Source organism: Paenibacillus sepulcri, from assembly GCF_042647105.1.
In the GTDB taxonomy this organism is placed as follows: Bacteria; Bacillota; Bacilli; order Paenibacillales; family Paenibacillaceae; genus Paenibacillus_Z; species Paenibacillus_Z sepulcri.
Genome location: NZ_JBHRUP010000001.1, coordinates 3091713 through 3116623, shown reverse-complemented (window position 1 = coordinate 3116623; position 24911 = coordinate 3091713). Strand labels below are relative to the sequence as shown.

The window sequence follows — 24911 nt, the reverse complement described above, 5'->3', positions numbered from 1 at the left end:
ACCCACTGCATTGATGATCGTACGGCAGTAAAAACCGTGCTGCGGCGCAGATCCGGAGCCAGCCAGGCCTAAACGGGCTGCCCCAGCAAGGAAAAACCTGCTTGCATGTCCCCCTGCCCCGGTTGAAGGCCCCGCAAGCAGGAAAAACCGTGCTGCGGCGCGGATCCGGAACCAGCCAGGCCTAAACGGCTGCCCCAGCAAGAAAAAACCTGCTTGCATGTCCCCCTGCCCGGGCTGAGGGCCCCGCAAGCAGGAAAAACCGTGCTGCAGCGCTGCAAGATTGACTTATTGCCAATGCCCGCCTGCAAAGCTCCGAATGGTTTATATGCCTGCTTCTCAATTGGATGAAGCCTCAAGCCTCATCCGGTTAACAGTGGGTATTCCGGCTCCACGTGATGGTCTTGCCCATGACCCCATTCATCGGCATGCGGTCCGTCACAAGTCTGGTCATGTGCCGCCATGGCAGACTGCAGCCGCATCTTTCAGCAATACGTACACTGGAAAAATCAGGGTACAGTATGCTGCTGTACCCCGATTTCTCAACTGTACCTTTACGCAGGTGCTTGCTAACCCGTAATATTTGCGTAAAGAAAGCGCTACCATTTCGATTGGAATTGCGGGTTGCAGCATGCCTTCCAACTGCCCGCCATTATCTATGAAAAACGGTATGCACGATGACGAAAAAGACGATGAGGAGGGAATCCATGGAAACGGTTAGGGCTGTGCAGCCTGGAAAAAAAACGACCGCCTTAAGAGGGGCAAAGCTTCGTGCTGACGCCAGAAGAAGCTTTAGAAGACATTGGCAGTTTTACCTGCTCATTATCCCCCCTGTACTTTTCTTCATCATATTCAAGTACGTCCCCATGCTTAATGCGGTCATTGCTTTCAAGGATTACAGCATTGTTAAAGGAATCTGGGGAAGCCCATGGGCCGGGTTCAAGCATTTCAGGCTGTTTTTTGACAATCCGGTCTTCTGGGTGCTGATCCGAAACACGCTGATTATAAGCCTTTATCATCTGGTTGTTGCCTTCCCGATTCCCATTCTGCTGGCGCTGGGGCTTAATGAAATTCGCAGCGGCTTCTTCAAGCGCGCCGTGCAGCTGGTAACGTATGCGCCTTATTTTATTTCTACCGTCGTGATGGTCTCTATTATTATGCTTCTGACATCCCCGCGGCTTGGCATTCTCAATATACTCATGCAGAACATGGGAATGGAGCCGGTCAACTTTCTGGGTGATCCCGGGATTTTCCGGTCGGTGTATGTATGGTCGGATGTATGGCAAACGGCCGGTTATTCCGCAGTCATCTATATGGCGGCGCTTGCGGGTGTGGACCCTGCGCTCTACGAGGCTGCCCGGGTTGACGGCGCGTCCAGGATGCAGAAAATCCTTCATATCGACATTCCGGGGCTGCTGCCGGCGGCTGTCATTATCCTGATCCTGTCCGTCGGCAATATTATGGCGATCGGCTTCGAGAAAATCTATTTGCTGCAAAATCCGCTCAACACCAGCACATCCGAGATCATCGCCACCTATGTGTACAAAATCGGGCTGCTCAATGCCAACTTCAGCTTCGCTACCGCAGTCGGATTATTCAACTCCGTCATCAATCTTATACTGCTTGTGCTGGTCAATGCACTGGCACGGCGTATATCCAATAATAGTCTCTGGTAAGAGAGAGGAGTATCCAAAGATGCAAACCAGCCGAGTCCGCATCCGGGAATCTCTAGGGGACCGGATCTTTCTGACAATCGTCTATATCCTGCTGATAGCCGTACTGCTCGTTGTGTTGTATCCGCTTATTTATATCTTCAGCTCATCGCTCAGCAGTCCGAATGCCGTATCGTCCGGCCGCGTATGGCTGTTCCCGATTGACTTTTCCCTGGTCGGCTACAAGGCGGTTCTGGAGAACTCCCAGGTGCTTACGGGCTATGGGAATTCCCTGTTCTATGTCATCGCGGGGACGCTCATAAGCGTGTCGCTCACGGTTGTTCTGGCATATCCGCTGTCGCGCAGATCGTTCTTCGGGCGCAATGCGCTGATGATTTTCATTGTGTTCACCATGCTTTTCTCCGGCGGACTGATCCCGATGTATCTGGTGGTCAAGCAGCTCGGCATGATCGATACCCGATGGGCGCTGCTTATTCCCCAGGCCATCTGGGTGTGGCAGGTCATTATAACCCGGACGTTCTTCCAATCCTCCATCCCGGACGAGCTGGTGGAAGCGAGCGAGATGGATGGCTGCAGCGATCTGAGGTTTATGTGGAGTATTGTCATCCCGCTGTCGAAGCCCATCATTGCGGTGCTGGTGCTGATGTATGCCGTGGGTCAATGGAATGCTTACTTCGACGCCCTGATCTATTTGAAGTCGCAAGCGCTTCATCCGCTGCAGCTGGTGCTGCGCAACATTCTGATCCTTAATACCGCTACCGGCAATATGGAGGCTTCGGAAATGCTCAAACGCCAGCAGATGGCGGATTTGATGAAATATTCCCTGATTGTCGTCGCCAGCCTGCCCGTGCTCATCATCTATCCGTTCGTTCAGCGCTACTTTGTGCAGGGCATGCTGATCGGCTCCGTTAAGGGCTGACGAATCAGGCGAATGGCCTTGAGAGGGGGAGTTTGTATGTAAGTGTAAAGGGGGACTTATGATTACACAAACGGGAGGGATTAGATTGAAAAAGAAGATGGCTTTGATCGTGTCACTCATGCTTGTCTGTACGCTGGTGCTGGCTGCTTGCTCCAAGGAAAACGGCGGTGGCGCCGCCAATAACGGAAATGGCGCCAATGCAGGCGGTACGGCTGCGGAAGGCAATGCGAATACCGGCAGTGGCGATGCGGCGGCGGCTCCGGTAAAGATTTCGATTTTCGCCCAACAAAACCCCGAAACGGATTTCACAACCAATTCCTTCACCAAAGAAGCGGAAAAGCAGTTCAACATCCAGTTTGAATGGCAGACCATTCCGTATGACGGTGCGGCTGAGAAAAGGCAAATCTCGCTTGCCAGCGGCGACTATCCCGACCTGTACATGCTGATTCCGTGGGTAGACCGCTTCTCGCAGACGGACCTGCTTCGTTTCGCCCAGCAGGGCGTCGTTCTCCCGCTCAACGATCTGATTGACAAATATGCCCCGAATATCAAAGCGGCTATGGATAAATATCCGTTCTACAAGGCGATGAATACTGCGCCGGACGGCAATATTTACGGACTTTCCCAGCTGATCGAATGCTACCACTGTTCCTTCCCGAACAAAATGTGGCTGAATACCAAATGGCTGGATAAGCTTGGCCTTGAGATGCCGACGACCTCCGAAGAGTTCAAGGCCGTGCTGAAAGCGTTCAAAACGCAGGATCCCAATGGCAACGGCAAGGCGGATGAAGTGCCGCTTAGCGGCGCCAACGGAGAGTCCGGCGAGCATATTATTCCTTACTTTATGAACGGCTTCATCTATGACGACGACAGAACCTATCTGCTGCTGGACAACGACAAAGTGGATATTGCGGCCAACAAGCCCGAGTGGAAGGAAGGCCTTGCTTTCGTCAAGTCGATGTATGACGAGGGTCTGATCGATCCGGGAGCCTTTACGCAGAATGGCGAAGCCTACAAAAAAATCGGCGACAATGCGGAGATTCAAATCCTTGGCGCCGGTGAGGCGATGCATCCGGGCATCTTCGTGACCACGGGCAACGATGCCCCTTACGGCGCGGATTACGATCCGGTGGCACCGCTGCAGGGACCCAAAGCTTCTTTTGCCACCTACAACTATCCGAGCGATCCCGGCGCAACCTTCGTGCTGACGAACAAGGCAAGCGAAGAAGCCCAGATCGCGGCGATTAAATTAGTCGATTACATGATGACGCCGGAAGGGAATCTTCGTGCCAACTTTGGCGAGGAAGGGGTGGATTGGAGAAAGCCTGCCGAGAGCGAGAAAGCCATTAATGATGCAGTTGCTCCTTACTTCACCACCATTCCGCTCAAGAAGGATGAGAAGCCGCATAACACCAACTGGGGTGCGATGGCGCAGTACTACAATCCGAAGGAGTACAGGGACAGCTGGGTAGCTGCCGATGATATCTATTCCTCCGAAGGCTATGAGCGCAGATTGCAGCAGGCGACAGAACTCTACGACGGCAAGCAGCCGGAGAATCTGTTCCCGCATTGGGCAATCTGGATCGATCCCGCGACAGCCGATGAAGTGGCGATGATGAAGACGAACATTAAGGATTATATCGATCAGAACGCCCTGCAATTCGTCACGGGAGCCAAGGATCTCGACAAGGATTGGGATGCTTACGTCAAAGGCTTGGACAACTTGAACCTGAAGCGCTACCTCGAGCTTATGCAGACCGCTTACGAAGGCACGAAATAAGGATACAACCAGAAGTGCAGGCATATGATCGTTACAAGATCATTTTTTGCATAATTGCAACTTGAATAAGGCGGCAGTCCCCCATGCCTGGGGATTGCCCATAGAGGAGGATATACACATTATGGCCAATGAAAGACAACAGTTGTTGATTCTTCATCTTGCTATGCCCGATCTGGATTCCCATACGGTGGCCTGGGCGTTATACGACGGCGCGCTGCCTGCCGGCCAGCTGCAGATGAATACGGGGGATCAGAATGAGCCTCCCTATAAATCGGTCATTGATGCCATGAGAAACGGCTGGTTTGTCATTCAGTTGGCTCCTGCCCCCACTTATCTAAGGGGAGCGGAGCATGAGAGCGGTCATCTGCCCTATGAATATGTGCTTGAGAGGAGAGTTGCAGTATCATGAACATCATTGGAAGCGAGCTGAAGTCTGAGCAGAAGCCGCAGCCCGTGGGCCTGGAGCATCTGCTGACAGCCAGGCAAATGGCCTCCTTCGTCACCGACGGTTATTTGCATATTGAGAACCTTGTGCCGGATGAGCTGAACAGGCTGGTGGATGAGGAGCAGCGCAGCGGACGCGTCAAGCAGCGGGGGTATTGGCAGAATTCCCAGTACATGCAGCAGGTATTCAACCTGCCGCAGGTGAAGGGGATTATCCAAAGCCTGGTCGGCCATTATCCGGTTTATGACCATTCCGCCCTGCATATCGTGCAGCCGAAGCATCTCAAGGCGCAGGAATGGCATGCCGATTCGATCATCAACACGCGCAAGTACGGCTTTGACATTCAGGCGTTCTACTTTGCCCACGATGCGCCTGACGAGATGGGGCCGACCCTGGTGCTGCCGGGTTCGCATCTGCGGCGGGTCAACACCTCCAGCATCGGACGGTACAAGAACATCGTCGGACAGAAGCGGATGGTATCCAAGGCAGGCACCATGTTCTTCGTTCACGAAGGAATCTGGCACTGCGCCCAGCCGAACCATACGGACGACACTCGTTATGTGTTCAAGCTGCGGCTGCGCCCCGGCCAGGAGCAGCGGGGGCTGTTCAATACGGAGGGCTACCGGGACGAGGAAGTATCCAACATCATCTATAGAGGCTATGAGATCTGGCAGGGCAACGAAGGGCGTCTCGATCATGTGGCGCGGGCGAAGCTGTGGCGCTATGTTACGGGTGACGACACCATTGATGTCTCATTCGAGGGAGCGCTGTCGAGGATGAACATCCTGCTTTGATGTAAAAAAAGAAACTTGCTCCGCCGCTGCAGGCGGCAGGGCAGGTTTCTTTTTTTGCTTCCGGGCTGTCCTCCCGGCCGGTCAATCGCTGACCCGGCTCAAGCCATTCCATTCCAAGAAGAGTCCTCGTAGCTCTCTTCATTGGCGATATCCTGGATCTCCTCCGAGCTGACGTTGATATAGCGGTAGCCCTCCGCCTGCTGCTTCTTCAGCGCCCGTTCCTTGTAGAAGCGGGGGCTTCCTTCGCCGGCATCCTCGTCATAGACCAGCAGGATGCCGTCTGTTTTGCGGAATAACAGATCGTCTCTGGCGGCGAACTGCCAGGTGCCGCTGTACGGTTGATTGCTGACGCTGGCGTAATGATCCACGCCCTTAAGGATTTCATTGTAATATTCCTTCTTGGCGTCGTTCCATTTCTCCTCGGGATTCTGAAAGGCCGCGATAATGGATAATTTCAGCTGCGGATAGGTATGCTTCAATGCGATCACGACCTCGCAGGCCCACAAATCCACACCGTACTGGCCGGGTGTAATGACCCATTCCAGCCCTTCTTCAACAAGAGGGAAGAGGCGCCGGGTCAGGGCTTTTTGGATATAGGGAATGCCCACATGCTTTTGGTTGAAAATATTCAGTTCATGCGCGCGGTAGCCGGTCACCAGAAGATTCTTCAACGCTTAACGCCCCTTCGGTTTATTAGACCTATTATAATAAACGTTCCGGGTGCAAACAAATCCTGCCTTCGAATATCATGCAGCCGGTCTGGCCCCTCTTTAAACATTTAGTAAAATATGTCGAAAACAGGAATATTCTATGATAATATAAATGAATTAAAGTCAAGAAATAGAGAGAATAATAGCAGTTATAGGGGGATTGCGAGTGGAGAACAACAGAATCATACTGCCTCTGACAGGCGCATTGCTGGCTGCCGTCATCGGAGGGGTGCTGTGGGCGGTTATCGTGGTGCTCACGGACTATGAAATTGGCCTTGTCGCATGGGCTATCGGAGGCTTGGCCGGGTATTGGGTAACCTTGTTTGCAGGCAGACAAGCGAATCGGGGACATCAGGCAATTGCGGTTATCGGCAGCTTGGCCGGGATTTTGCTGGGCAAATATTTTATGTTCGGCTACATGATCAATGGCGGCGTGATCGGAATGTTCGATAATGAGGTGATTACCTTATTCAGTGAACATTTCGCTGAGTTCTTCGGCGGGATGGATATTGTTTTTGTCTTGCTTGCGGTGCTGACGGCATGGCAGCTGCCGGCCAGAATGTCCAATCGTCCGGCTCCAACGGGACAGCCTTTCGGCGCGTAACGTTCTGCAGCCAATGGATTGCATTCGTCTTGAACGGTCATAAGCAGTGAGCGGTGGAGGACAGGCCTCCATCGCTTATTTGTGCTTCCGCCAGTCCATGCTGCTGTTCTTCAGCAGATGTCCAAAATCATTCTCCAGCCGTTTCTTCTCGGCATTGGCCGCTTCCTCCGCCCGGAGCCGCTGCTCTTCCTTCGCCTTGGCCTCATCGGCCTTCAAAGCATCGCTTTGCGCTTTTAATTGCTCCAGAACATCCGGGCGCAGCAGATCCCTCAGCGTTGCCGGTTTATCCTGGGCCTCCGCCTTGGGGGTCGGCTTTGTTTTATTTTTCTTCGCCACTTGGCTCCACCTCGTTTTTTTCATTCTATCCTACCAGATAACTGTCATCGGAACCAGCAGCAGATGCCTTGGCAGCAATATTGCAAAAAATTAACTTTAAGGAATCGTAAAAAGCAAATATAATTGTGATCACCCCCCACACAACAAAAGAAGGTGATCATTTGTGAAAAATTGTGCCATATACAGTACTCAGTTTAATGTGGATCAGGTTGCCGGCATCATCGAGAGTCTATATCCAAAGGCGTCTATACAAATGAATGTGGATAAGACGGAAATCAAAGTTTTGCATAAAACATGGCTCAGTAAAACTGAAAATACGTTTACGGTGCTGACCAGCCGGGCCGACCCGGAAGCATTTACTGTAATGGTCGATGAAATCGGATATTTCTTCAGCAGGATCAGAGCCGGGAATGAAACGCTTCATAAGAAGCTGCTGCTACAGATCTCATCGCTTAATATGGTCATTGGCGTCAAAGCCGAGAAGAAGATAGCGGAGCCGTTCTACTCGGAGCTCCTCCACATCACGCAGCAGTTAAACGGCATGATCCTGATGGATGACCGCAGACTGTTGAATGAAAAGGGAGAACTCATTATGGATATCGACGGCCGCTCCCAAATCGAGGACATGCCAGTAACCGCTCACACCAGCTATCTGCACAACGACCTTCACGTTACGGATCCCGCGCTGCAGCGCAAGAAACAATCCGAAAGACTGCTCACGCAAAAGGGCATACCGTTCAATAAAAGCCTGCCGGTCTTTGCGTCTGAAGACGCTGTCATGCTCCGAAGCAGAGAAGAAACCGCCAGACGTGCGATCGCACTGTGCATTGTCGCCTTGAAGGGAGAGTGCTGCGGCACTGATTATACGCCTGAGGAGACTCGCTCGCTGATCAATCAGGTGATGAATCAGTTTAATGCTTCATCCTGCTTCTCCCCCCGGGAGAGCCTGTTCATCGGGAAGGATCATCCGGATCAAACGGAGATTGTGCAGTTCGCCTGGTGCTATGAAGGATTTTGGGTCATGCTGTGGGCTCTGGGGTATGTGGATCAGTTGGATACGCCTACCGGCATATGCGATGTAGAGGCTGCCGTGTCGATTTTGCACCGATACGATAACTATGACGCTTTTCTGGCAGATGCAAGGATGCGGCCGAAAAGCGAGATTCTGGATGCGGCCGATCTTATCTACAGGATTGACTGGGCATGTGTGGACGCCCGGCTCCATAACAAACCGGTCCCGGCCGGTCTGGACAGCAGCGTCGTCTATGAGAGGCACCGCGCCTTGAACTGGCTCACGACCTATATGGATCAGGAGTGGGACGAGGTTGCAACCCATACCTGATTGTCCAAAAGCCTGGCTTCATCCGGATCCGTCCGGAAGTAGCCGGGCTTTTTCTTTGTGCTGTCTTGAAACTGATGGGATGATGGACTTGAAGCATTCGATGGGAATTAAGAGCAGGTACTATAAAAAGATGGTACTTATGCAATCATGGTATTCCTTATAAGATAAGGACATCAAGAATAACGAGTCAACAAACGGGAGGGCTTCACATGGAGACCATGCAGCAGCAGCCGCAAGCACAGACACAATCACGGAAAACGATGAATTTTTACCGCAGACGCAATACACCCACGTATACCTTTATGGCCTGGTCGGCATTCCTGCTGGCATGCGGCTTCGAGTTCGTCGGGATCTATACCTTGAAGCAACCGCTGTCGGTACAAGGCTATTATGCGGTTACCGGGTTTCTGATCATCATCACCTCGTTCCTTCTCCAGAAGGTTGCCAGAGATAACGATGAGGATAAATTTCTGAAGGATCAATCGCCAAATTACAGAAGCCGCAACACCTCCGCCTTTACCTTTATGGCCTGGGCCGGTTTCATAATCGCCATCCTGGCTGAGTATATCGGGCTGTATACGCTGGAAGAACCCTTCCATGTGAAAGGCTACTATGCCATCGGCGGCGCCTTCCTGATCGTTGCCTGCCTGGTGCTGCAAAAAACAATCCGCGACAATGAAGAGGATCATATGCTTTTGAAAAGCGAGGACGAATAGAGAATGATTGACATCATGAAGGATTATAGAAAAGTTCTTCGTGATGAAGCGGAAATAAATACACAAAACGACAAAGAAGCAGCCGGGGATTTCCCGCTGCTTCTGAAGGTAACTACATGTCCAAATTTTTTTCTGAAGAGGGCTTGTCAAAATAGCTGGAGACATGTTATATTCTTGTTCTAGGCCCTAAATATTCACGCCTTAACAACTGTGCCGTTGTAGCTCAATTGGTAGAGCAACTGACTTGTAATCAGTAGGTTGGGGGTTCAAGTCCTCTCGACGGCACCATGATTGTATTTGAAGCAAGAAGAGGGTTATGGGCACCGTGCCCATTGTCCGCACCAATCAGGTTGCGCCCTTAGCTCAGCTGGATAGAGCGTTTGACTTCGAATCAAAAGGCCGGGAGTTCGAATCTCTCAGGGCGCGCCATCATAACGGGATGTAGCTCAGCTTGGTAGAGCACCTGGTTTGGGACCAGGGGGTCGCATGTTCAAATCGTGTCATCCCGACCATAATGCAATAACCAAAATTCCTTGTATCTGCAAGGTTTTTTTTGTTGTCTTCAGAACCTCTACAGTGATGGCTGCGCCCTAAGCTTGTCCGTTCGATCCAGGAAAGCGGAGACCTTCGCATATAACCCCGTTTTATCAAAATTCACATATTGATTGGCAAAATTCCGCGTGGGATCTCCAGCGTAGAAGCGCTCATACAGCTCATGGCGGGCGCCCAGCTGGCTGCCGATCAAATCCCAGGCAAGCTTGAACAGCCGCACCCGCTGATCTGCATTGACCGTTGTGCCGTTCAGATACTTCCGGATCAGGTGGGCAATGGGACTCTCGAGATCCGCACAGCTGGATGGGACCTGGATGAAGCCGCCCGCGCCGATTGTTTTCAGAATTTCAATGGCCCGGGGATAATAGCGGGTGCCAAGGTTTCTCGCCGTTTCAATGTAGCTGAATTTGGGAATCAGATTCCCGAATTCGTCCAGCCTGGCTTCCACCTCGGAGGCGATGATGAGCGCTTTGATCGATTCGATCTGCGAGACAAGCTCGCCCAGCTTCTCCTGCACATTAATATAGCCGTCCACGCCAATCTCGCGGGCAATGAAGAACGTGATGCCAGCGACAAACTCCAGCTTGGTCTGCAAGCGGACAATCGATTGGTGATAGGCGAGGCTGTTCGAAGCCTGGTTCGTCCTTATTTTCCACAACGCTTCCGGATTGTCATACAGGAGAACTCTTTCCCATGGGACAAGGACATCGTCGAAGAACAGGATCGCATCCATCTCGTCGAACCGGGAGCCCAGCGGGTGATCCTCATTGGGATGATTCTCGGCAAAGGATTCCCGGCATAAAATATGCAGCCCGGCCGAGCTTGCCGGAACAATCAGCATGTTGGCGCATTCCGGATGCGACTGCGGGATTTTCTGGACAGGGTAGACGATAAAGTCGTTGGCGTATGGCCCGGCTGTCGCGATCATTTTGGCTCCGCGGATGATTACGCCCTCCGAGGTTTTCCTGATAATGCGCAGAATGGCGTCGGGATCCTCGCCGAGCGCTTTCGACCGGTCGGTCTGCGGTTCCCGCTGGACAGCGGTAAGAAACAGATCCCTGGCCTTGGCTTCCGTATAATAGGCTGCGATCTTCCCATCGAACTGCTTGTCGAAGGAAGTGTAGCTCTGACGTGTCGCATACCAGCCTGTCAAGCGGGAGCGGGCATAATCCGACAGGCGGCTCATGACTCCGAACGTGCTTTCCGACCAGATTCGGGCGGCGGCGGACCTTTTGTCCAGATCCTCTTTATTATGGGGCACCAGAAAAGCGTGATGTACATAGCTATCCGTCGACGAATCGTAATGGGCGAGCTGCTCCCGGGTATCGGGATGATCCGCCATATCGAACAGCTCACGAATGGTAGCAAGCGTTCCCCGGAATGCGGGATGGCTGCCCACCTCGATCCGTTCTCCATTCATCCAGACGTTCCGGTTATCGTTCAGGCTGTTCAGAAAAGCTGAGCCTCTGGTCATGTTAAAGCCACATCCCCGCTTATAGAATGAAAGCTGCCTGGTTTCTTCAGATTGCCTGTAATCAGATCCTCCAGAGTCGTTTGCTCCAGAACGAAAGCGATGACCTCGCGAATCAGCACCCACAATGGCTTCAGCATGCAGCTCCCTTCGAGCTCGCATGGCTCATAGGCCGTAACACTTGCGCAGCCCATCGGCGCCAGAGGCCCCTCCAGCTTGCGGATCACATCCCCGACGACAATATCCCTGGGGTGAAGGGCCAGCTGATAGCCGCCCTGATGGCCTCTTTTGCTTTCCACATAACCCAAACCTTTGATTTGTAGCAAAATCTTCTCCAGATAGTTCTCCGTTACGAGCGTTTTTTGTGAAAGCTCGCTGATCGCATACAGATGGGGATAGCTTTGGCCTAATACAATCAACGCCCGCAGCGCGTATTCCCCTCTTGAGGAAATTTTCATCATTTCTCTCCTTTTTCAATTATGACTGATTCAGTCGGGTTTAAAGCAGACTGAATTAGTCTGCATTGAGCCGTCATAGAAATGATAAGGGAGAGAGGGATTTACTGTCAACGATATGAGAGAGTTTTAACGTTCAGAGGATTTTTTGTTTCCCATATAAATTTCTTCCAAATCCTTTTTAATATGACGAAAATAAAGCGGGACTATAATGAGCATGCTTCTTACTTTATTTTGTAATCATAGATTGGGAGAATGCCCATATGCGCTGGAAAGACAGAATAAATCCCATATTCACCAGGTGGAAGCTATTGATGTTCATATTGATTTCGCTGCTGATTTTATTTCTGCTTTCTTTCCAGGGTTATGTTGTCAGCAAGGAATCGACCAAAACGATCGAAGGGCAATATTATCAGACCATTGTTGAAAATATGAATTCCATTTCGGTCAACTTGTCGAATTATTTGAACTATATTGATGATTTTGCCCGAACGCTGTCCAATAACCCCGATCTGCTGAATGTGCTGCAGCATCATGATACCGGCACCAAACAGAAGACGGAAGAACAGATTCGGCTTTTCTCGGAATATTACCATCTGCGGCTCCCCTTGAATATTCAGGTTTTCAACGACCAGGACGATATATTTGCCTATCCCTCCCTGAATCTGTCGGAAGAGAGCAGCTTGAAGGCGGCGGTTTCGACGTTCCCGTGGTTCGAGCAACGGATCGTATTGGACAACAGCTTTCTGCACTGGAACGTAGCTCCGGATTTTCACAATCAATCCTCTTCAAATGTTCTTTATGTGAGTAAAAACATCATCCTGAACGATCATTCGCTTGGTCTGCTCGTCATGGAGCTGAACGGAACATCCATCGAACGGATGCTGAACCGGGCCCGGATTGACGACAAGAATCCGATCTTCATCTTTTCCGGTGACATGCAGACGCTGTTTCACAGCGATCATGTGCCCTCTCCTCTGAGCGAGGATTCGGGTCCGCTCCGCGATGACTATCAGGAGATGAAATTAAAGCTTCAGAATCAGGATGCCGGGTCGATGGACATCCAGCTGTCGGGGCAGAATTACCGCCTTCTGTACAAGCAGGTATCATCGACGCCCTGGACGATGGTGTCCCTCATTCCCTCGTATTTGCTGCATTCCGGCAGCACGGGCATTTGGCGGATCACCGCCATTATGATGGGAGTATCCTTTTTGTTCATCCTTTTATTTTTTTTCATTCTGTATACGAAGGTCACACTTCCGGTTCAGCATTTGTCGAGAATCGTGCGCAGCGCAGGGGATGGCCGGCCCCCCATCAGATATTCGTACAAAGGTTTTAAGGAAATTGAAACCTTGAATTTGGGGATTTTTCAGTTTATTGACGAAATTCAGCAGCAGGTGCAGACGATTAAACGGGGAGAAGGCGAAAAGATGAGGCTGGAGCTCCACATGCTGCAGGAACAGATGCGGCCGCATTTTTGGCATAACTCGTTGAATTCCCTGCGGTTTCTGGCTGTTCTGCATGGTGACCATACGATGTCGGAAGCCATTCTTTCTCTGTCTAAGATGCTGGACTACACGCTTAAAAACGCCGAGGTGCTGTACAGCACGCTGGAGGGCGAGAAGGACTACGCGATGAGCTATGTCCGCTTCCAGGAGATCCGGTCCATGCAGCGGATTCGGGTTGATCTGGATCTGGACGAGCTGTCGCTCGATGCGCTCATTCCGAAGTTTACTATTCAGCCGCTTGTGGAAAATGCGATTATGCATGGATTCGCCTCTCCGTTCGAGGGAGAACCGCTGGTTCGCATCACGGCACGTCTTCAAGATCGCCGGTTGATCGTCAGCATAACGGACAATGGGAACGGAATCGATTCCGCTGCTCTTGGCAAGCTGTTCCACCGCAGGCAGAGGCAGACCCGGCAGTCTTCCGGACTCAGCCTGATCAATTTGCAGCAGCGGTTCCTGCTGGAATACGGGGAGCCTTACGGCATTTCAATTGAAAGCGAGCCTGCGCAATTCACGGAAATTACAATTATCCTCCCCTATCAAACGGCAGACAACGAGAAAGAAGGGAATGCGTCATGAAGGTGATGATTGTCGAGGATGAAATTCTGGTGAGGCTTGGTCTCAGAAAGGCCATTCCATGGACAAGTCTGGGGATGGAGCTGGTCTGCGAAGCAAAGGACGGGGCCGAAGCTTACGAAATGTTCAAGCAGCATCTCCCCGATATTGTGCTGGTGGATATTGAGCTCCCCAAAATGGATGGGCTGAAATTTATCCGCTTTGCCAAATCCCATCGGTCCGAGTCGCGCTTCATTGTGCTGACCTGCCATCAGGATATGAAATATACGCGGGAAGCCATTCAACTTCAGGTGAGCGACTTTCTATTGAAGTCGACGCTGGACATGAAGGAATTATGCGATATCCTGCAAAATATTTCCTTTGCGATGGCGGTTGAGCGGGGCGACGCGGAGAAAAAGAAGCTGCTCAGCATACCGGTGGATCTGACCATGCAGGAGTTTATGAGGAACTGGCAGAGCGGTGCCATGGATTCCAATCAAATTCGCCATCAGCTTGCAAGAATGGGAATGGCGGAAGCAGGCCGCTATCAGGCCTGTGTCCTTCAGTTGGATCTGGAGTCAGAGTCTCCGCCTATGTCGCAAGATGACAGTCCCTTCATGATCGGCGGGGTGGAGGATGCGGGGAACCGGCGGTGGCACTTCATTCTCTCCGGCGATTCTGCGCAGCCGCAGCTCCTGCATTGGCTCCGAGCGATAGCCGGCCGCGCCGGAATGCCGGTGACTCTGGCCGTAAGCGCCCCATTCTCCGAGCCCCATGAATGGGCGTTAAATGACCGGAAAGCCGCGGAGATTCTCCAGCATCACTATTACGATGAAGAGAGCGGCATTTATTTTGCCGGAAATCAGCTTCACGAGATTCAGGAGGCAATGCCGCCAGCGGTGCAAAAACTGAAAAAGGACATCTTCGACTGCATCGAATCGCTCCAGTTCGCTGCAGCCAAACAGAAGATCAGGGACATGCAGGATGAATTGAAGCGCCTGCCCCGCCTTCATCCAAGCGTTGTCAAAAATATGCTGACGGAATTTCTGTTCCGCACGTGGACGGCCTGCGAAGAGCTGGAGGGCGGCAAGCAGACGGCCAACCATCAGCTGGTCGATCAGCTGTACACGACGCGGAGGCTCGTGCAGACGGTTTCCCTGATCATTCAGGAGATGGACAGATTCTCCTCGTTAACCCATACCCTGGAAGACAAAAGCAAAATTATTGTCCTCATTACGCAATATATCAAGACCCACTTGCAGCAGGAAATTACCCTGCAGGAGGTTGCGGATACCTTCTATATAAGCAGCAATTACTTGAGCCGGCTCTTCAAGGAGGTCAGCAGCATGAGCTTCACCGAATTTGTGCTGTACGAGAAAACGGAGCTGGCCATCGTGATGATGAAGAACGGCAAAAGCCTGACTGAAATCTCCGAGAAGCTGGGCTATTTGAATCTGAGCTCGTTTACCCGCATGTTCAAGAAGGTCCGTGGAGCTTCGCCATCCCGTTATTTGGATTCAGTATGAAGTTAATCCGGTATCCAATGATAAACCGTAAGATACAATCAGATAAAAGCCGGCGGCGAATTAACAATTCGCTAACAGAGCCGGCTTTTTTGTTTTCAATACCGACATATGAGGACGCGAAAGATAAACTTATGGTCAAATCCTGTAGTGTCCGGTAACCGTCCCATCTTCTATTCTTAAAAAGCAGGAGATATAAGACCTTAGGAAGCGGGAGGAATGGAAATGAATGTCGGCAGATTTGCCATGCACAACGTGAGGGTTGTAATCACTGCTGTACTCTTGATAGCCTTGATCGGCCTTGGGGCGGGTAATTATGCCTTCGGATCGGCTGCCGGGGCACCGTCCGACCTGGTCGGTCATTGGGCGGAGCCGCAATTGGAGCAGTGGCTGAAGGACGGGCTGCTTACAGGCTATCCGGACGGAAGGGTGGAGCCCGACCGGCTGCTGACGAGAGCAGAATGGATGGCTCTTGCCAATAGGGCTCAAGGTTACAGCGCGACGAGCGACATTGCTTTTTCGGATTTATCCCCTTCGGCCTGGGAGTATGAGGATGCTCGGAAAGCGGTGAAGGCCGGATACATAATCGGCTACGGGGACGGAACGATCCGTTCTGGAAGCAGCATATCCAGACAGGAAGCGGCCGTTATGCTCGTCCGTATGTTCGGGCTGGATTCCAAGGCAGATGGAGCTGCCGCAAGCCGCTTTACGGATACAGCTTCGATTGCGGGCTGGAGCAGGGCGGCCGTGAGTGCTCTCGTTGGCGGCAATCTCATTGCCGGTTATCCCGACGGCACGTTCAAGCCGAAAGCCTTTGTCACGCGGGCGGAAGCGGTTGTAATGCTGGACAATGCGATGAAGACGTTGCACTCTGCGGCCCCGGCCGTTTATGACAAGCCGGGTATCTATGGCAGCGTTAATGAAATGACCGCCCTTGAGGGCGATGTTGTGATTAATGCGGCAGGTGTTACGCTGCAGAATATGAACATTAAAGGAAAGCTGATTTTGGCGGAAGGCATCGGAGAGGGGGACGTAGTCCTGAACCATGTGACCGTTCAAGGTGATACGAGGGTCCAAGGCGGCGGAGAACACAGCATTCATATCGCTGATTCTGTTATGGCCAGGATTATCATCGACAAGAAGACCGGTACGGTCCGAATCGTCGTTGAAGGATCGACTAGCGCTGCCGCTGTCGATATTCAATCCCCGGCTGTGCTGGAGGAAGCAGCCGGTCTGTCAGGCGCGGGATTCACTGCCGTCAGTCTTGCCAATGCTTTGCCTGCCCATTCTGCGGTAACACTGAAGGGGAAATTCGATTCCGTTACGATTGCCTCCAGCCAAATCGAAGTCAGCGTGCCGCAAGGCTCGATTGACCAGCTGACGGCAGGAAGCCAGGCGCAGGGCTTGTCACTCAACGTCGGAACGGATGCGAAGATCGTATCCATGGTTCTTGACGCGATCGTCAAGGTATTGGGCCAGGGCATGATTGAGAAAGCGACCTTGAGCGAACATGCGAAAGGCACATCGTTCGAGAAGCAGCCTGTTCAGACTGTAGATACGTCCTCACAAGCGCCCGCTTCCAATTACGGTGGCAGCACGGGCGACAACGGTGGCGGCACAGGGGATAGCGGTGACGGCCCGGATAATGGCGGCGGCACAGGGGATAACGGTGACGCCCCGGATAACGGCGGCGGTACTGGGGATAACGGTGACGGCCCGGATAATGGCGGCGGCACTGGGGATAACGGTAACGGCCCGGATAACGGCGGCGGTACTGGGGATAATGGTGACGGCCCGGATAACGGAGGGGTTGGCAGCGTCGTGTTCTATTCGAAGAACGACGCATCGATCCCGCAGGTACTGGGCGATTACGACCAGATTTTGGCCGGAACCAAGAAAATCGACGCCGCGTTTACGATGCGGGCTTCGGTATTGGCCGTAGGCAGCGGAGGCATTGTCTCCTGCTTCGACCAGGCCGGCAAAATGTGGGTGGGATCGGGTACGGAGCTCAAACGCTTTGACGCGTATTCGATGGATAAAAGCCAAACCGAACTATTTGCCCAGGAGACATATGTTAAAGGACAAATCAAAGCTCTGCTGGTGGACGGCGGATATATGTGGGTCTTGACTGACCAAAGCGTATCCCGGATCCGTTACCAATAATCGCGAGGAATCAGGAGGATGGCGATGTTTACAGTGAAGAAGGTTATGAAAATCGTTCCGCTTGCCTTGTTGGTCGCAATCGGCTCGCCGCTGCAGGTATTCGCGGATTCCATCAACCCGGTGCAGACAGCTTATGCGCCTGTCGCCCTTGAGGCGGCTTTCCAGAAACAAATGGTCTATTACGCTTCCAGTCAGTTTGCCTCCGCTGCCGATCTGACGGACGATCAGAAAACAGCCATTCAGGCTGGACTGGCAGCTTCAAGAACCATTCCGGGAGATATGGAATTATTGAATGTTATTGGAGCTGACAATGTAACGGCTTTTACCCGCGAAAGGGATACGCTGTGGATCGGAACCAAGTCAGGGCTTCAGCGCGTTAATCTGAAGGAGAAGGATCCCCGCAACTATACGGAGTATCTGGCAGGCCCACGCTATCTGTATAACGGAGACGATCAGGTAACCGGTCTATATGCTGACGGCGACAACGGCGTGTGGGTGGAGAACAGCAAGGGTATCGTTCATATTATCATGACTGCTAAGACGCTGAAGCAAAAGGCAGATACTTACGAGCAGATGACGCAGAGCGTGAACGAGCGCCGGGGCATGGTTGCCGAGGATATCGGTTACAGTCTTGCAGACGGTCAGTATACGGGAAATCCGCAATCAAACGACAATGACGGCTTGTGGACGGGTGAGTATGCATTGGGAGAAATTTACCGCTATCTGGCAGCCAAGCAAACGGGAGACACAGCCGAAATGGCTGCTGCCAAGACGGATGCGACCCATGCGGCGAAAGCAGTCATGCTGCTTGCGCAAATTTCCGGCCGCGGAGACGGATTTCTGGCGCGCTCCTATATTTTGAAGGGCGTTGAGAGCCAGCCTAACGGTTTATGGTTCGAGAAACAGCCGGGTGTGGACGCGGATGGGAATAAATATGCGCTGGCGGTTAATACGGGAGACGCCTCCACGGGCAAGAAAGATAACTTTATTGTCCGGGATCCCGCGCAGATTGCCGAAGCCAAGGCTGCTTATGTGGCGGCAACCGGCAGGAGCTACGATACGGATTGGGGCGGCGATTTTGGCGAAAAGGATGACGACAACAATCCCGTTCTCGACACGGACGGAGCGCCGATTGTTGATGTGTACCCTGTTGTGCTGGACAAGCAAAATCCCTCGAACGCCGTCTGGCGTCTGAAATCCGTCATTCATGAGGATGTGGATCCGCTCCTTGCCTCGTTGTATACGGATATGGGTTATACGGATTCCGACGTGATCTACAAAGCGGACACGTCCTCCGATGAAGTGACGGGACAAATGTCGCTGCTGTATTTTGCGGCCAAGTATTTATTTGACGGTACGGGGACTGAGGATGGGCAGCTGAAGGCGCTGGCCATCAAGCTTGGCGACAAGCTGGTGAAGCATATCGTAACCAACGGCTTCCGCTTCGTCGATGCGCACGGCAATGCGACCAAATGGGCCAGATGGTACGCTTCTTATTTTGCGGAGTCGATTGATCCTACGCTGAACGTAAACGGAAATCCTCCGGGCGAATATACCGGCGGATATGAGGATGCGACGCTCAATGCCGCAGAAATCATGAGCTTCGTGAAAGTGGCGGCGTACTTGACGTCGCTGGATGCCGCCTACAGCGAGGACCATGCGCTATTCCAAGGCGTCTATGAGGATATGTGGGGCGAATGGAAGGGCATTTATGACGATTCAGAAAATGGCAAAGGCTATATTCACGTGATGGAGGAATACATCAAGCGCAAGAAAGAGGTTATCTCCAGCGACTTCGACGATTATCAGGACATCAACAGCATCATTCATGCAAGCGGAGACTGGACGCTGGTCGTCAACTATTCCGATGAGAATCTGTTCGCCATGTCCTTCCTGCCGCTCATTGATATCGAAATGCAGGAAAACCCGAACTCCGACAGAGTTGCAGCGTTGAGAGGCGTGCTTGAGCAGTGGTGGACGAACATGAAGCGCGAGAACAATCCGTTCTATACGTTCCTGTACCAGTATGCCAATCCGCAGAAGACGGACGTCGACCTGAGCTCGGCAGCCTGGATGCTGGAGCGCATGCCGCAGTACCGGATCAACTTTCCGGTGAACAATTCCAGCCGCAAGGACCTGTTCCTGATCGATTACTTCAATTACCGCGATAAAGGTTCAAAATCTGTAAACCGGGCGCTCCCCTTTGACGAGAGTCTGAACATCAAATTCAATTCCAATCCGTTCACGGCCCATACAGGCACGAACGATAAGGTGAATCCTACCGCTTATAACAATGTCGATTACAGCTCAGGTTCGATCCAGAGCGGAACATGGTTCACGCTGCCCTATTGGATGGGACGTTATTACGGCATGCTGCAAGGAGAGTAGATCCGGCAGGTCCGGCGATGCTTGCAAATGACATATGAAGACAAACCAAGGAGTGAATCAGATGGCAATAAAAAAAACATGGGCCGCACTGACGCTGGCTCTCTGCGTTGGGCTGCTGGCTGCATGCTCAAGCGGCAATACGAACAATGGGTCATCCGCCGCCGCAAACGACAGCAGTCCGGACAAGAAGATCAAGCTGGTATTCTGGAATACGTCTTATCCGACCATCGACGAGAACGACAAAACGAAGAAAAAAGAAGATTTCTATATCTACAAGGCGATCAAGCGGTATGAAGAAGCCAACCCCAATGTGACGATCGATATTCAGGATATTCCGGACGGGGCGAATGCTATGACGAAGTTTCAAACGGCCGGCATCGCCAATAACGGCCCGGACATTACCAATCTGTGGTCGGGAAATTATACGCTTGATCTGAAATCGTACATCCAGCCGCTTAATTCGTATCTGGATCAAAGCGCCATCGATGCCACGACGGGGTGGAACTCCGTGACGGAGAATTTTGCCGATCAAGGCACGATCTATGGAATTCCCGACGGCAGCGACGGTACGATCGGCATTCTGTACAACAAGAAGCTGCTTGCCGCCGCAGGCGTCGATCCCGAGCAGAGCCCTCCCCGGAACGCGCAGGAATTCATGGATATGCTGGGGGAAATCAAGGCAACCGGCGTGACGCCGATCGGGTCGGAGGAGGATGGAGACTTCGTTTATTTCCTCGACTACTGGTTTGCGCAGACAGTCGGAACGGCAGGCATTAACGATATCGTGAACGGAAAGATGAACTTCAATACCCCCCAGCTGCTTGATGTTATGAACGGCTACCTGCAGCTGTATAGGGACGGGTATGTCTTGAACGATCAGCCGCAGACGCAGTTTTATAACGGCAAGGTGGCGATGATCTTCGGCGGGTTCGGCTACATCAACGATGCGCGCGCTGCGCTTGGAGACGACCTCGGGATGATCAAAATTCCCGACTTTAACGATTCTGTCATGGTGAAAGGCGGAGGAGTGGGAGGAACCGGAGCGGATTTCGTCGTCTCCAAATCCTCCGAACATCCAGAGGAAGCGGTGAAATTCATTCTCTTCCTGGTCAGCGAAGAAGAACAAAGCGCACGATTCAAGGACGGCTACGGCAAACTGCTTAATATGAAGGATGCCGACGTAGGCAGCCTGACGGAGGATCCGCTTATCGTGAAGCAGCAGGAGTGGGCCAGCGAGCCAAGCACGATCTTCTGGCCTGACAATATCTATCCGTCGGAGCTGTCCAGCTATATCAGTTCCATGAATACGCTGGTCATCAAGCAGCAGCTTTCCACCCAGGATTTTCTGTCCAAGCTGGACCAGAAACGCGATGAAATATTGGCCCAGAAGTAATCTCAAGTTCCGCAGGCCTTCATAGGCATCCCCTGTGAAGGCCTTATTTTCCAAGTTAAGGAGAGGGATATCTCCATGCATTACCGTACCAGAGAAATGATTGCAGGCTACCTGTCCATTCTGCCGGCGTTCCTCGCTTTGACCGTGATTGTGTTTTACCCCATGGCAGGTACCTTCTATCACAGCTTTACCAAGTGGGACGGCGCTGTTTCGCACTGGATCGGCCTGAGAAATTACAGCTTCATATTTACCAATGGCGAGTTATGGACGCTTATCCGCAACAATATCATCTTTCTGCTGTCGATTCCGGGCATCCTGCTGCTTTCGCTGATCGTGTCTGTGCTGCTGTTTGAAGAAGTTCCCGGCTGGCGTTTCTTCCGGTCGCTCTATTATATTCCGACGATTCTGTCTTCCGTCGTAGTTGGCTTATTAATGAAAACGATGTTCGCCCAGTCGGGCGTGGTCAATCAGTTCCTGCATACGCTTGGACTGTCAAGCGGAAAGACGGAATGGCTCTCGCAGACGCCAACTGCCTTTATGGTATTGATTTTTTGCTTCTATTGGCAAACGCTCGGACAAGGCGCGCTTATTTTTCTGTCCGGCCTTTCTTCCATTTCAACGGAAATTTTTGAATCAGCAAGCATTGACGGGGCCAATTGGTGGCAGCGTCTGTTCCATATTACGATCCCGTCTCTCATTCCTGCCATTGTGTACTTTACGATAACCAATACGGTGTACTGCTTCATCGGATTATTTTCGCTCGTTTACTCCGTGACAGCGGGAGGGCCAGGGCTTGAGACGACACCGATCGACTATATGATTTATATCAAAGCTTTTCAATCGCCCGACCAGCTCGGCTACGCCAGCGCATTATCGATTGTGCTGTTCGTCATTGTGCTTCTGGTTTCTTGGGTTCAGCTCATCTTGTCCAACCGATTTCAGGAATGAGGCGTTTACGCTATGGCTAATAAAAAATCGCTTATGGCAAAGAGCATCGTTTATATCATTCTTATCGCCATTGCCATTATCGACTTCTATCCGGTTGTCTATATGGCTCTGAACAGCTCCCGGTCCGCCGTCGATTTCTTCAAAAACCCCGGCGGTTTACCCCGGCATTGGGATTTTATTAATTTCAAGGCTTTGTACTTGCGGTTTGATGTGCTTCGCCTGCTCGGCAATACATTGTTTAGCGCTATTGCTTCTTTTCTGCTGACGATGGCAATCTCCATACCGGCCTCCTATGCGTTCGCCAAGCTGAGATTTCCTCTCCGCTCCGCTTTGCTGATGCTTATTATTGCCACGATGGCGATACCGAGCATTACGTTTATTGTTCCGAATTTTCTCTTGATGTCCCATCTGGGACTCGTGGATCATTTGGGCTCTGTCATCCTGATGTGGGCCATTACAAGCATTCCATCCAATGTTTTTTTGCTTGTATCGCTGATGCGGGGCATTCCGGGCGAAATTCTGGAGGCGTCCAGAATCGACGGCATCGGCTATTTTCAGACCATCAGCCGCATTGTCATTCCTTTGTCGGTGCCCGGCATTATCACCTTGGCCATTTTCAATACTACAGGCTGGTGGAATGATTTGTTTACGCCGCTCATATTTTTGCAGTCCGACGAGATGAAGACGATGACTCTGGCGGTGGCTACGATTCTCAAACGGTTCGATACCGATTATCCCCTGCTGCTTGCCGGGCTGTTCATGACCTCGGTTCCGCCGATCATCATTTATATCGCGCTGCAGGGCTATATCAGAAAAGGACTTGTCATCGGTTCGGTCAAATAAAATCAATCAGAAATCCGGAGGTGCTTCCAATGACTCATCAACCGCTGCGCCTCGCCATTGTAGGCGGGAATCGGGGAAGCCGGTTCAAGCAAACATTGTCTGCGCTGGCTGAACATATTCAGCTGACGGCTATTTGCGATATTAACGAAGAAATGCTCCATCAATGGAAGCAGGATTACCCGGGGATCGAGCTGTATCGGGATTACGGGCAGCTGCTTCAGAACTCAACGATTGATGCGGTATTGCTGGCAAGTCCCATGCTGCTTCACGCACGCCAGTCGATTGACGCTCTGCGTGCCGGCAAGCATGTGCTCAGCGAGGTCATTGCAGCACACACGGTGGAAGATGCCTGGGAGCTCGTCGAGACTGTTGAGAAGACGGGCATGGTCTACATGATGGCCGAGAACTACTGCTTCGAACGTTCCAGCCTCACGGTGAAGCATATGGCAGAACAAAGGCTGTTCGGAGAAATCACCTACGCGGAAGGGGGATATATCCACGATTTGCGGCATAGCGTTCATCACAAGGATGGTTCCCCGACATGGCGGGGTGACCTTCATCATACCTATAACGGGATGAATTATCCGACGCATTCCATCGGCCCGATTGCGAAGTGGCTGGGTCTGAACGAAGAAGGCGGAGACCGGATGGAGCGGATGTCCACCTTTGTTTCAAATTCCCGCTCGCTGCGCCATTATTTTGCTGATATGTTCGGAACCGGCCATCCCGCCGCGCAGGAAGGATACTGGAAGCAGGGCGATTCGGCTGTTACGACCATTACAACCCGCAGGGGCGTGCTCATTGTGCTGCGTGTGGACTGGACCTCAGCGCGTCCGCATAATATGCGCCACTATGCGCTCCAAGGGACGGAAGGCGCCTACCTGTCCGGCCGCTTCGACGGGGAGGATGATTTGCTCTGGATCAAGGGCAGGTCCCCATTCAAGGAGGCTATACCCGGACAGCCGTCTGACGGCGAGGTTGAGGAAATGTGGGAACCGCTCAGCCGTTATCAGCCCAGGTATGATCACCCCGTCTGGAAGCAGTGGGGGCAGCAGGCGTATGCATCCGGTCACGGAGGAGGGGATTTTCTGGTGCTGGAGGAATTCGCCGCGGCAGTGCGCGGCAAGAGGAAACCGCTCATTGATGTCTATGATGCGGCCGCCTGGAGCAGTATTTTTCCCTTATCTATGGAGTCCGCCGCGAGAAACGGACAGCCTGTCGTATTTCCAGACTTTCGGAGGGCCCTGCGATGACAGAAGACAGAAAGCTGCCCCAATTGGTTATGCGAAGGCCGGCTTTGTCCGATTTGCCTGAGGTCGTTCTGCCTGAAAACCTCCAGCTGCGGCATTTCAAGCCTGGAGACGAGGATCAGTGGGAGTCCATTGTGGATCAGGCCTTCGGATGGCAGCGGAACTTTCAGCAACATATGTCATCGCATCCGTATTTTAAACCGGAGAGGGTGTGGTTTGTTTGCGACGGGGAAACACCAATCGCGACTGCCGGAGCCTGGTATAAGCCGGAGTGGGGGGAAGCTTGCGGTTATCTGCATATGGTCGGCGCATACTCATGGTATGCCGGGCAGGGCCTGGGGTATGCGGTCAGCCTTGCGGCTATGCTGCAAATGCGTGAAGACGGCAGGCAGGAGGTCGTTCTGGAGACCGACGATTTTCGGATTCCAGCGATCAAGACTTACCTGAAGCTGGGATTTCATCCCGAAGCCGGAACAGCGGAGCTTCAGGAACGATGGAGGCACGTCTACCGCAGCTTGCGTTTAACATTTGGAGAAGGGAGCTGAT

21 protein-coding genes, 3 tRNA genes and 1 pseudogene are annotated in these 24911 nt (G+C 52.2%); 21 read left to right on the top strand and 4 right to left on the bottom strand.

Annotated elements, in window-relative coordinates:
- The first annotated feature begins 704 nt into the window (after positions 1 to 704).
- The 5 genes from ACFOLF_RS13885 (at position 705) to ACFOLF_RS13865 (ending at position 5608) form a co-directional block, all read left to right on the top strand.
- Positions 705 to 1673, top strand: a complete 969-nt coding sequence (locus tag ACFOLF_RS13885; protein ID WP_379114651.1) for an ABC transporter permease — start codon at positions 705 to 707, stop codon at positions 1671 to 1673.
- A gap of 19 nt (positions 1674 to 1692) precedes the next feature.
- A complete protein-coding gene (locus tag ACFOLF_RS13880) occupies positions 1693 to 2589 on the top strand; it encodes a carbohydrate ABC transporter permease (protein WP_210044707.1) in 897 nt (298 codons plus the stop codon).
- An 85-nt stretch (positions 2590 to 2674) separates the two neighbouring features.
- Positions 2675 to 4369 (top strand): extracellular solute-binding protein, encoded by a 1695-nt coding sequence (locus ACFOLF_RS13875; protein ID WP_210044706.1) that lies wholly within the window; start codon positions 2675 to 2677, stop codon positions 4367 to 4369.
- 121 nt (positions 4370 to 4490) lie between these two features.
- Positions 4491 to 4778, top strand: a complete 288-nt coding sequence (locus ACFOLF_RS13870; RefSeq protein WP_210044705.1) for a hypothetical protein — start codon at positions 4491 to 4493, stop codon at positions 4776 to 4778.
- Positions 4775 to 5608: a phytanoyl-CoA dioxygenase family protein gene (locus tag ACFOLF_RS13865; protein ID WP_210044704.1), complete on the top strand. Its 834-nt coding sequence runs from the start codon at positions 4775 to 4777 to the stop codon at positions 5606 to 5608. The genes ACFOLF_RS13870 and ACFOLF_RS13865 overlap by 4 nt, the downstream gene beginning before the upstream one ends.
- Before the next feature lie 98 nt (positions 5609 to 5706).
- Here the strand turns inward: ACFOLF_RS13865 and ACFOLF_RS13860 are convergent, their stop codons facing one another.
- A complete protein-coding gene (locus ACFOLF_RS13860; protein ID WP_210044703.1) occupies positions 5707 to 6279 on the bottom strand; it encodes a DUF1273 domain-containing protein in 573 nt (190 codons plus the stop codon).
- Between the two features lie 205 nt (positions 6280 to 6484).
- Here ACFOLF_RS13860 and ACFOLF_RS13855 point away from each other — a divergent pair, with 205 nt between their 5' ends.
- Positions 6485 to 6922, top strand: coding sequence for a hypothetical protein (locus tag ACFOLF_RS13855; protein ID WP_210044702.1), 438 nt, complete (start codon positions 6485 to 6487; stop codon positions 6920 to 6922).
- Positions 6923 to 6997: 75 nt separating this feature from the next.
- Here ACFOLF_RS13855 and ACFOLF_RS13850 read toward each other — a convergent pair whose 3' ends face one another.
- A complete protein-coding gene (locus ACFOLF_RS13850) occupies positions 6998 to 7258 on the bottom strand; it encodes a YqkE family protein (RefSeq protein ID WP_379114649.1) in 261 nt (86 codons plus the stop codon).
- Between the two features lie 163 nt (positions 7259 to 7421).
- Here ACFOLF_RS13850 and ACFOLF_RS13845 point away from each other — a divergent pair, with 163 nt between their 5' ends.
- The 6 genes and pseudogenes from ACFOLF_RS13845 (at position 7422) to ACFOLF_RS13820 (ending at position 9828) form a co-directional block, all read left to right on the top strand.
- Entirely contained in the window at positions 7422 to 8600 is a 1179-nt protein-coding gene (locus ACFOLF_RS13845) for a DUF4272 domain-containing protein (protein WP_210044700.1), read from the top strand.
- A gap of 209 nt (positions 8601 to 8809) precedes the next feature.
- A pseudogene (locus tag ACFOLF_RS13840) lies at positions 8810 to 9040 on the top strand (YiaA/YiaB family inner membrane protein); the annotation flags it as partial.
- Positions 9041 to 9124: 84 nt separating this feature from the next.
- Entirely contained in the window at positions 9125 to 9316 is a 192-nt protein-coding gene (locus tag ACFOLF_RS13835; protein WP_379114679.1) for a YiaA/YiaB family inner membrane protein, read from the top strand.
- Between the two features lie 212 nt (positions 9317 to 9528).
- A tRNA-Thr gene (locus ACFOLF_RS13830) sits at positions 9529 to 9604 on the top strand.
- A 64-nt stretch (positions 9605 to 9668) separates the two neighbouring features.
- Positions 9669 to 9745 (top strand) — tRNA-Arg (locus tag ACFOLF_RS13825).
- Positions 9746 to 9751: 6 nt separating this feature from the next.
- Positions 9752 to 9828, top strand: a tRNA-Pro gene (locus tag ACFOLF_RS13820).
- A gap of 59 nt (positions 9829 to 9887) precedes the next feature.
- Here the strand turns inward: ACFOLF_RS13820 and ACFOLF_RS13815 are convergent.
- Together ACFOLF_RS13815 and ACFOLF_RS13810 are read right to left on the bottom strand one after the other, a co-directional pair.
- A complete protein-coding gene (locus ACFOLF_RS13815) occupies positions 9888 to 11342 on the bottom strand; it encodes a 4-hydroxyphenylacetate 3-hydroxylase family protein (RefSeq protein WP_210044699.1) in 1455 nt (484 codons plus the stop codon).
- Positions 11339 to 11797 carry an RrF2 family transcriptional regulator gene (locus ACFOLF_RS13810; protein ID WP_210044776.1) on the bottom strand — a complete coding sequence of 153 codons (459 nt, stop codon included), beginning with the start codon at positions 11795 to 11797 and terminating at the stop codon, positions 11339 to 11341. Before ACFOLF_RS13810 ends, ACFOLF_RS13815 begins: the two co-directional genes overlap by 4 nt.
- A 311-nt stretch (positions 11798 to 12108) precedes the next feature.
- On the opposite strand from ACFOLF_RS13810, the gene ACFOLF_RS13805 reads away from it, so the two are divergent.
- The 9 genes from ACFOLF_RS13805 to ACFOLF_RS13765 all read left to right on the top strand — a co-directional run bounded on the left by ACFOLF_RS13805 (position 12109) and on the right by ACFOLF_RS13765 (position 24910).
- Positions 12109 to 13881 carry a cache domain-containing sensor histidine kinase gene (locus tag ACFOLF_RS13805; RefSeq protein ID WP_210044698.1) on the top strand — a complete coding sequence of 591 codons (1773 nt, stop codon included), beginning with the start codon at positions 12109 to 12111 and terminating at the stop codon, positions 13879 to 13881.
- Positions 13878 to 15383 (top strand): response regulator, encoded by a 1506-nt coding sequence (locus tag ACFOLF_RS13800; RefSeq protein ID WP_210044697.1) that lies wholly within the window; start codon positions 13878 to 13880, stop codon positions 15381 to 15383. Before ACFOLF_RS13805 ends, ACFOLF_RS13800 begins: the two co-directional genes overlap by 4 nt.
- A gap of 222 nt (positions 15384 to 15605) precedes the next feature.
- A complete protein-coding gene (locus ACFOLF_RS13795; protein ID WP_210044696.1) occupies positions 15606 to 17543 on the top strand; it encodes an S-layer homology domain-containing protein in 1938 nt (645 codons plus the stop codon).
- Positions 17544 to 17567: 24 nt separating this feature from the next.
- A complete protein-coding gene (locus ACFOLF_RS13790; protein ID WP_210044695.1) occupies positions 17568 to 19931 on the top strand; it encodes a hypothetical protein in 2364 nt (787 codons plus the stop codon).
- Between the two features lie 61 nt (positions 19932 to 19992).
- Positions 19993 to 21324, top strand: coding sequence for an ABC transporter substrate-binding protein (locus tag ACFOLF_RS13785; RefSeq protein WP_210044694.1), 1332 nt, complete (start codon positions 19993 to 19995; stop codon positions 21322 to 21324).
- Positions 21325 to 21399: 75 nt separating this feature from the next.
- On the top strand, positions 21400 to 22272 hold the full coding sequence (locus ACFOLF_RS13780) for a carbohydrate ABC transporter permease (protein ID WP_210044693.1): 873 nt from the start codon (positions 21400 to 21402) through the stop codon (positions 22270 to 22272).
- Positions 22273 to 22284: 12 nt separating this feature from the next.
- Positions 22285 to 23115 (top strand): carbohydrate ABC transporter permease, encoded by an 831-nt coding sequence (locus tag ACFOLF_RS13775; RefSeq protein WP_210044692.1) that lies wholly within the window; start codon positions 22285 to 22287, stop codon positions 23113 to 23115.
- A gap of 29 nt (positions 23116 to 23144) precedes the next feature.
- On the top strand, positions 23145 to 24368 hold the full coding sequence (locus ACFOLF_RS13770; protein WP_210044691.1) for a Gfo/Idh/MocA family protein: 1224 nt from the start codon (positions 23145 to 23147) through the stop codon (positions 24366 to 24368).
- The gene (locus ACFOLF_RS13765) at positions 24365 to 24910 is read left to right on the top strand and encodes a GNAT family N-acetyltransferase (RefSeq protein ID WP_210044690.1); all 546 of its coding nucleotides are present in this window, start codon (positions 24365 to 24367) and stop codon (positions 24908 to 24910) included. The genes ACFOLF_RS13770 and ACFOLF_RS13765 overlap by 4 nt, the downstream gene beginning before the upstream one ends.
- Position 24911: the final 1 nt, after the last annotated feature.

Bases quoted from the DNA above. Each gene is read 5' to 3' on its own strand.
- ACFOLF_RS13885 (WP_379114651.1), top strand. From the start codon at position 705: ATGGAAACGGTTAGGGCTGTGCAGCCTGGAAAAAAAACGACCGCCTTA.
- ACFOLF_RS13880 (WP_210044707.1), top strand. From the start codon at position 1,693: ATGCAAACCAGCCGAGTCCGCATCCGGGAATCTCTAGGGGACCGGATC.
- ACFOLF_RS13870 (WP_210044705.1), top strand. From the start codon at position 4,491: ATGGCCAATGAAAGACAACAGTTGTTGATTCTTCATCTTGCTATGCCC.
- ACFOLF_RS13865 (WP_210044704.1), top strand. From the start codon at position 4,775: ATGAACATCATTGGAAGCGAGCTGAAGTCTGAGCAGAAGCCGCAGCCC.
- ACFOLF_RS13835 (WP_379114679.1), top strand. From the start codon at position 9,125: ATGGCCTGGGCCGGTTTCATAATCGCCATCCTGGCTGAGTATATCGGG.
- ACFOLF_RS13815 (WP_210044699.1), bottom strand. From the start codon at position 11,342: ATGACCAGAGGCTCAGCTTTTCTGAACAGCCTGAACGATAACCGGAAC.
- ACFOLF_RS13810 (WP_210044776.1), bottom strand. From the start codon at position 11,797: ATGAAAATTTCCTCAAGAGGGGAATACGCGCTGCGGGCGTTGATTGTA.
- ACFOLF_RS13805 (WP_210044698.1), top strand. From the start codon at position 12,109: ATGTTCATATTGATTTCGCTGCTGATTTTATTTCTGCTTTCTTTCCAG.
- ACFOLF_RS13800 (WP_210044697.1), top strand. From the start codon at position 13,878: ATGAAGGTGATGATTGTCGAGGATGAAATTCTGGTGAGGCTTGGTCTC.
- ACFOLF_RS13795 (WP_210044696.1), top strand. From the start codon at position 15,606: ATGAATGTCGGCAGATTTGCCATGCACAACGTGAGGGTTGTAATCACT.
- ACFOLF_RS13790 (WP_210044695.1), top strand. From the start codon at position 17,568: ATGTTTACAGTGAAGAAGGTTATGAAAATCGTTCCGCTTGCCTTGTTG.
- ACFOLF_RS13785 (WP_210044694.1), top strand. From the start codon at position 19,993: ATGGCAATAAAAAAAACATGGGCCGCACTGACGCTGGCTCTCTGCGTT.
- ACFOLF_RS13780 (WP_210044693.1), top strand. From the start codon at position 21,400: ATGCATTACCGTACCAGAGAAATGATTGCAGGCTACCTGTCCATTCTG.
- ACFOLF_RS13775 (WP_210044692.1), top strand. From the start codon at position 22,285: ATGGCTAATAAAAAATCGCTTATGGCAAAGAGCATCGTTTATATCATT.
- ACFOLF_RS13770 (WP_210044691.1), top strand. From the start codon at position 23,145: ATGACTCATCAACCGCTGCGCCTCGCCATTGTAGGCGGGAATCGGGGA.
- ACFOLF_RS13765 (WP_210044690.1), top strand. From the start codon at position 24,365: ATGACAGAAGACAGAAAGCTGCCCCAATTGGTTATGCGAAGGCCGGCT.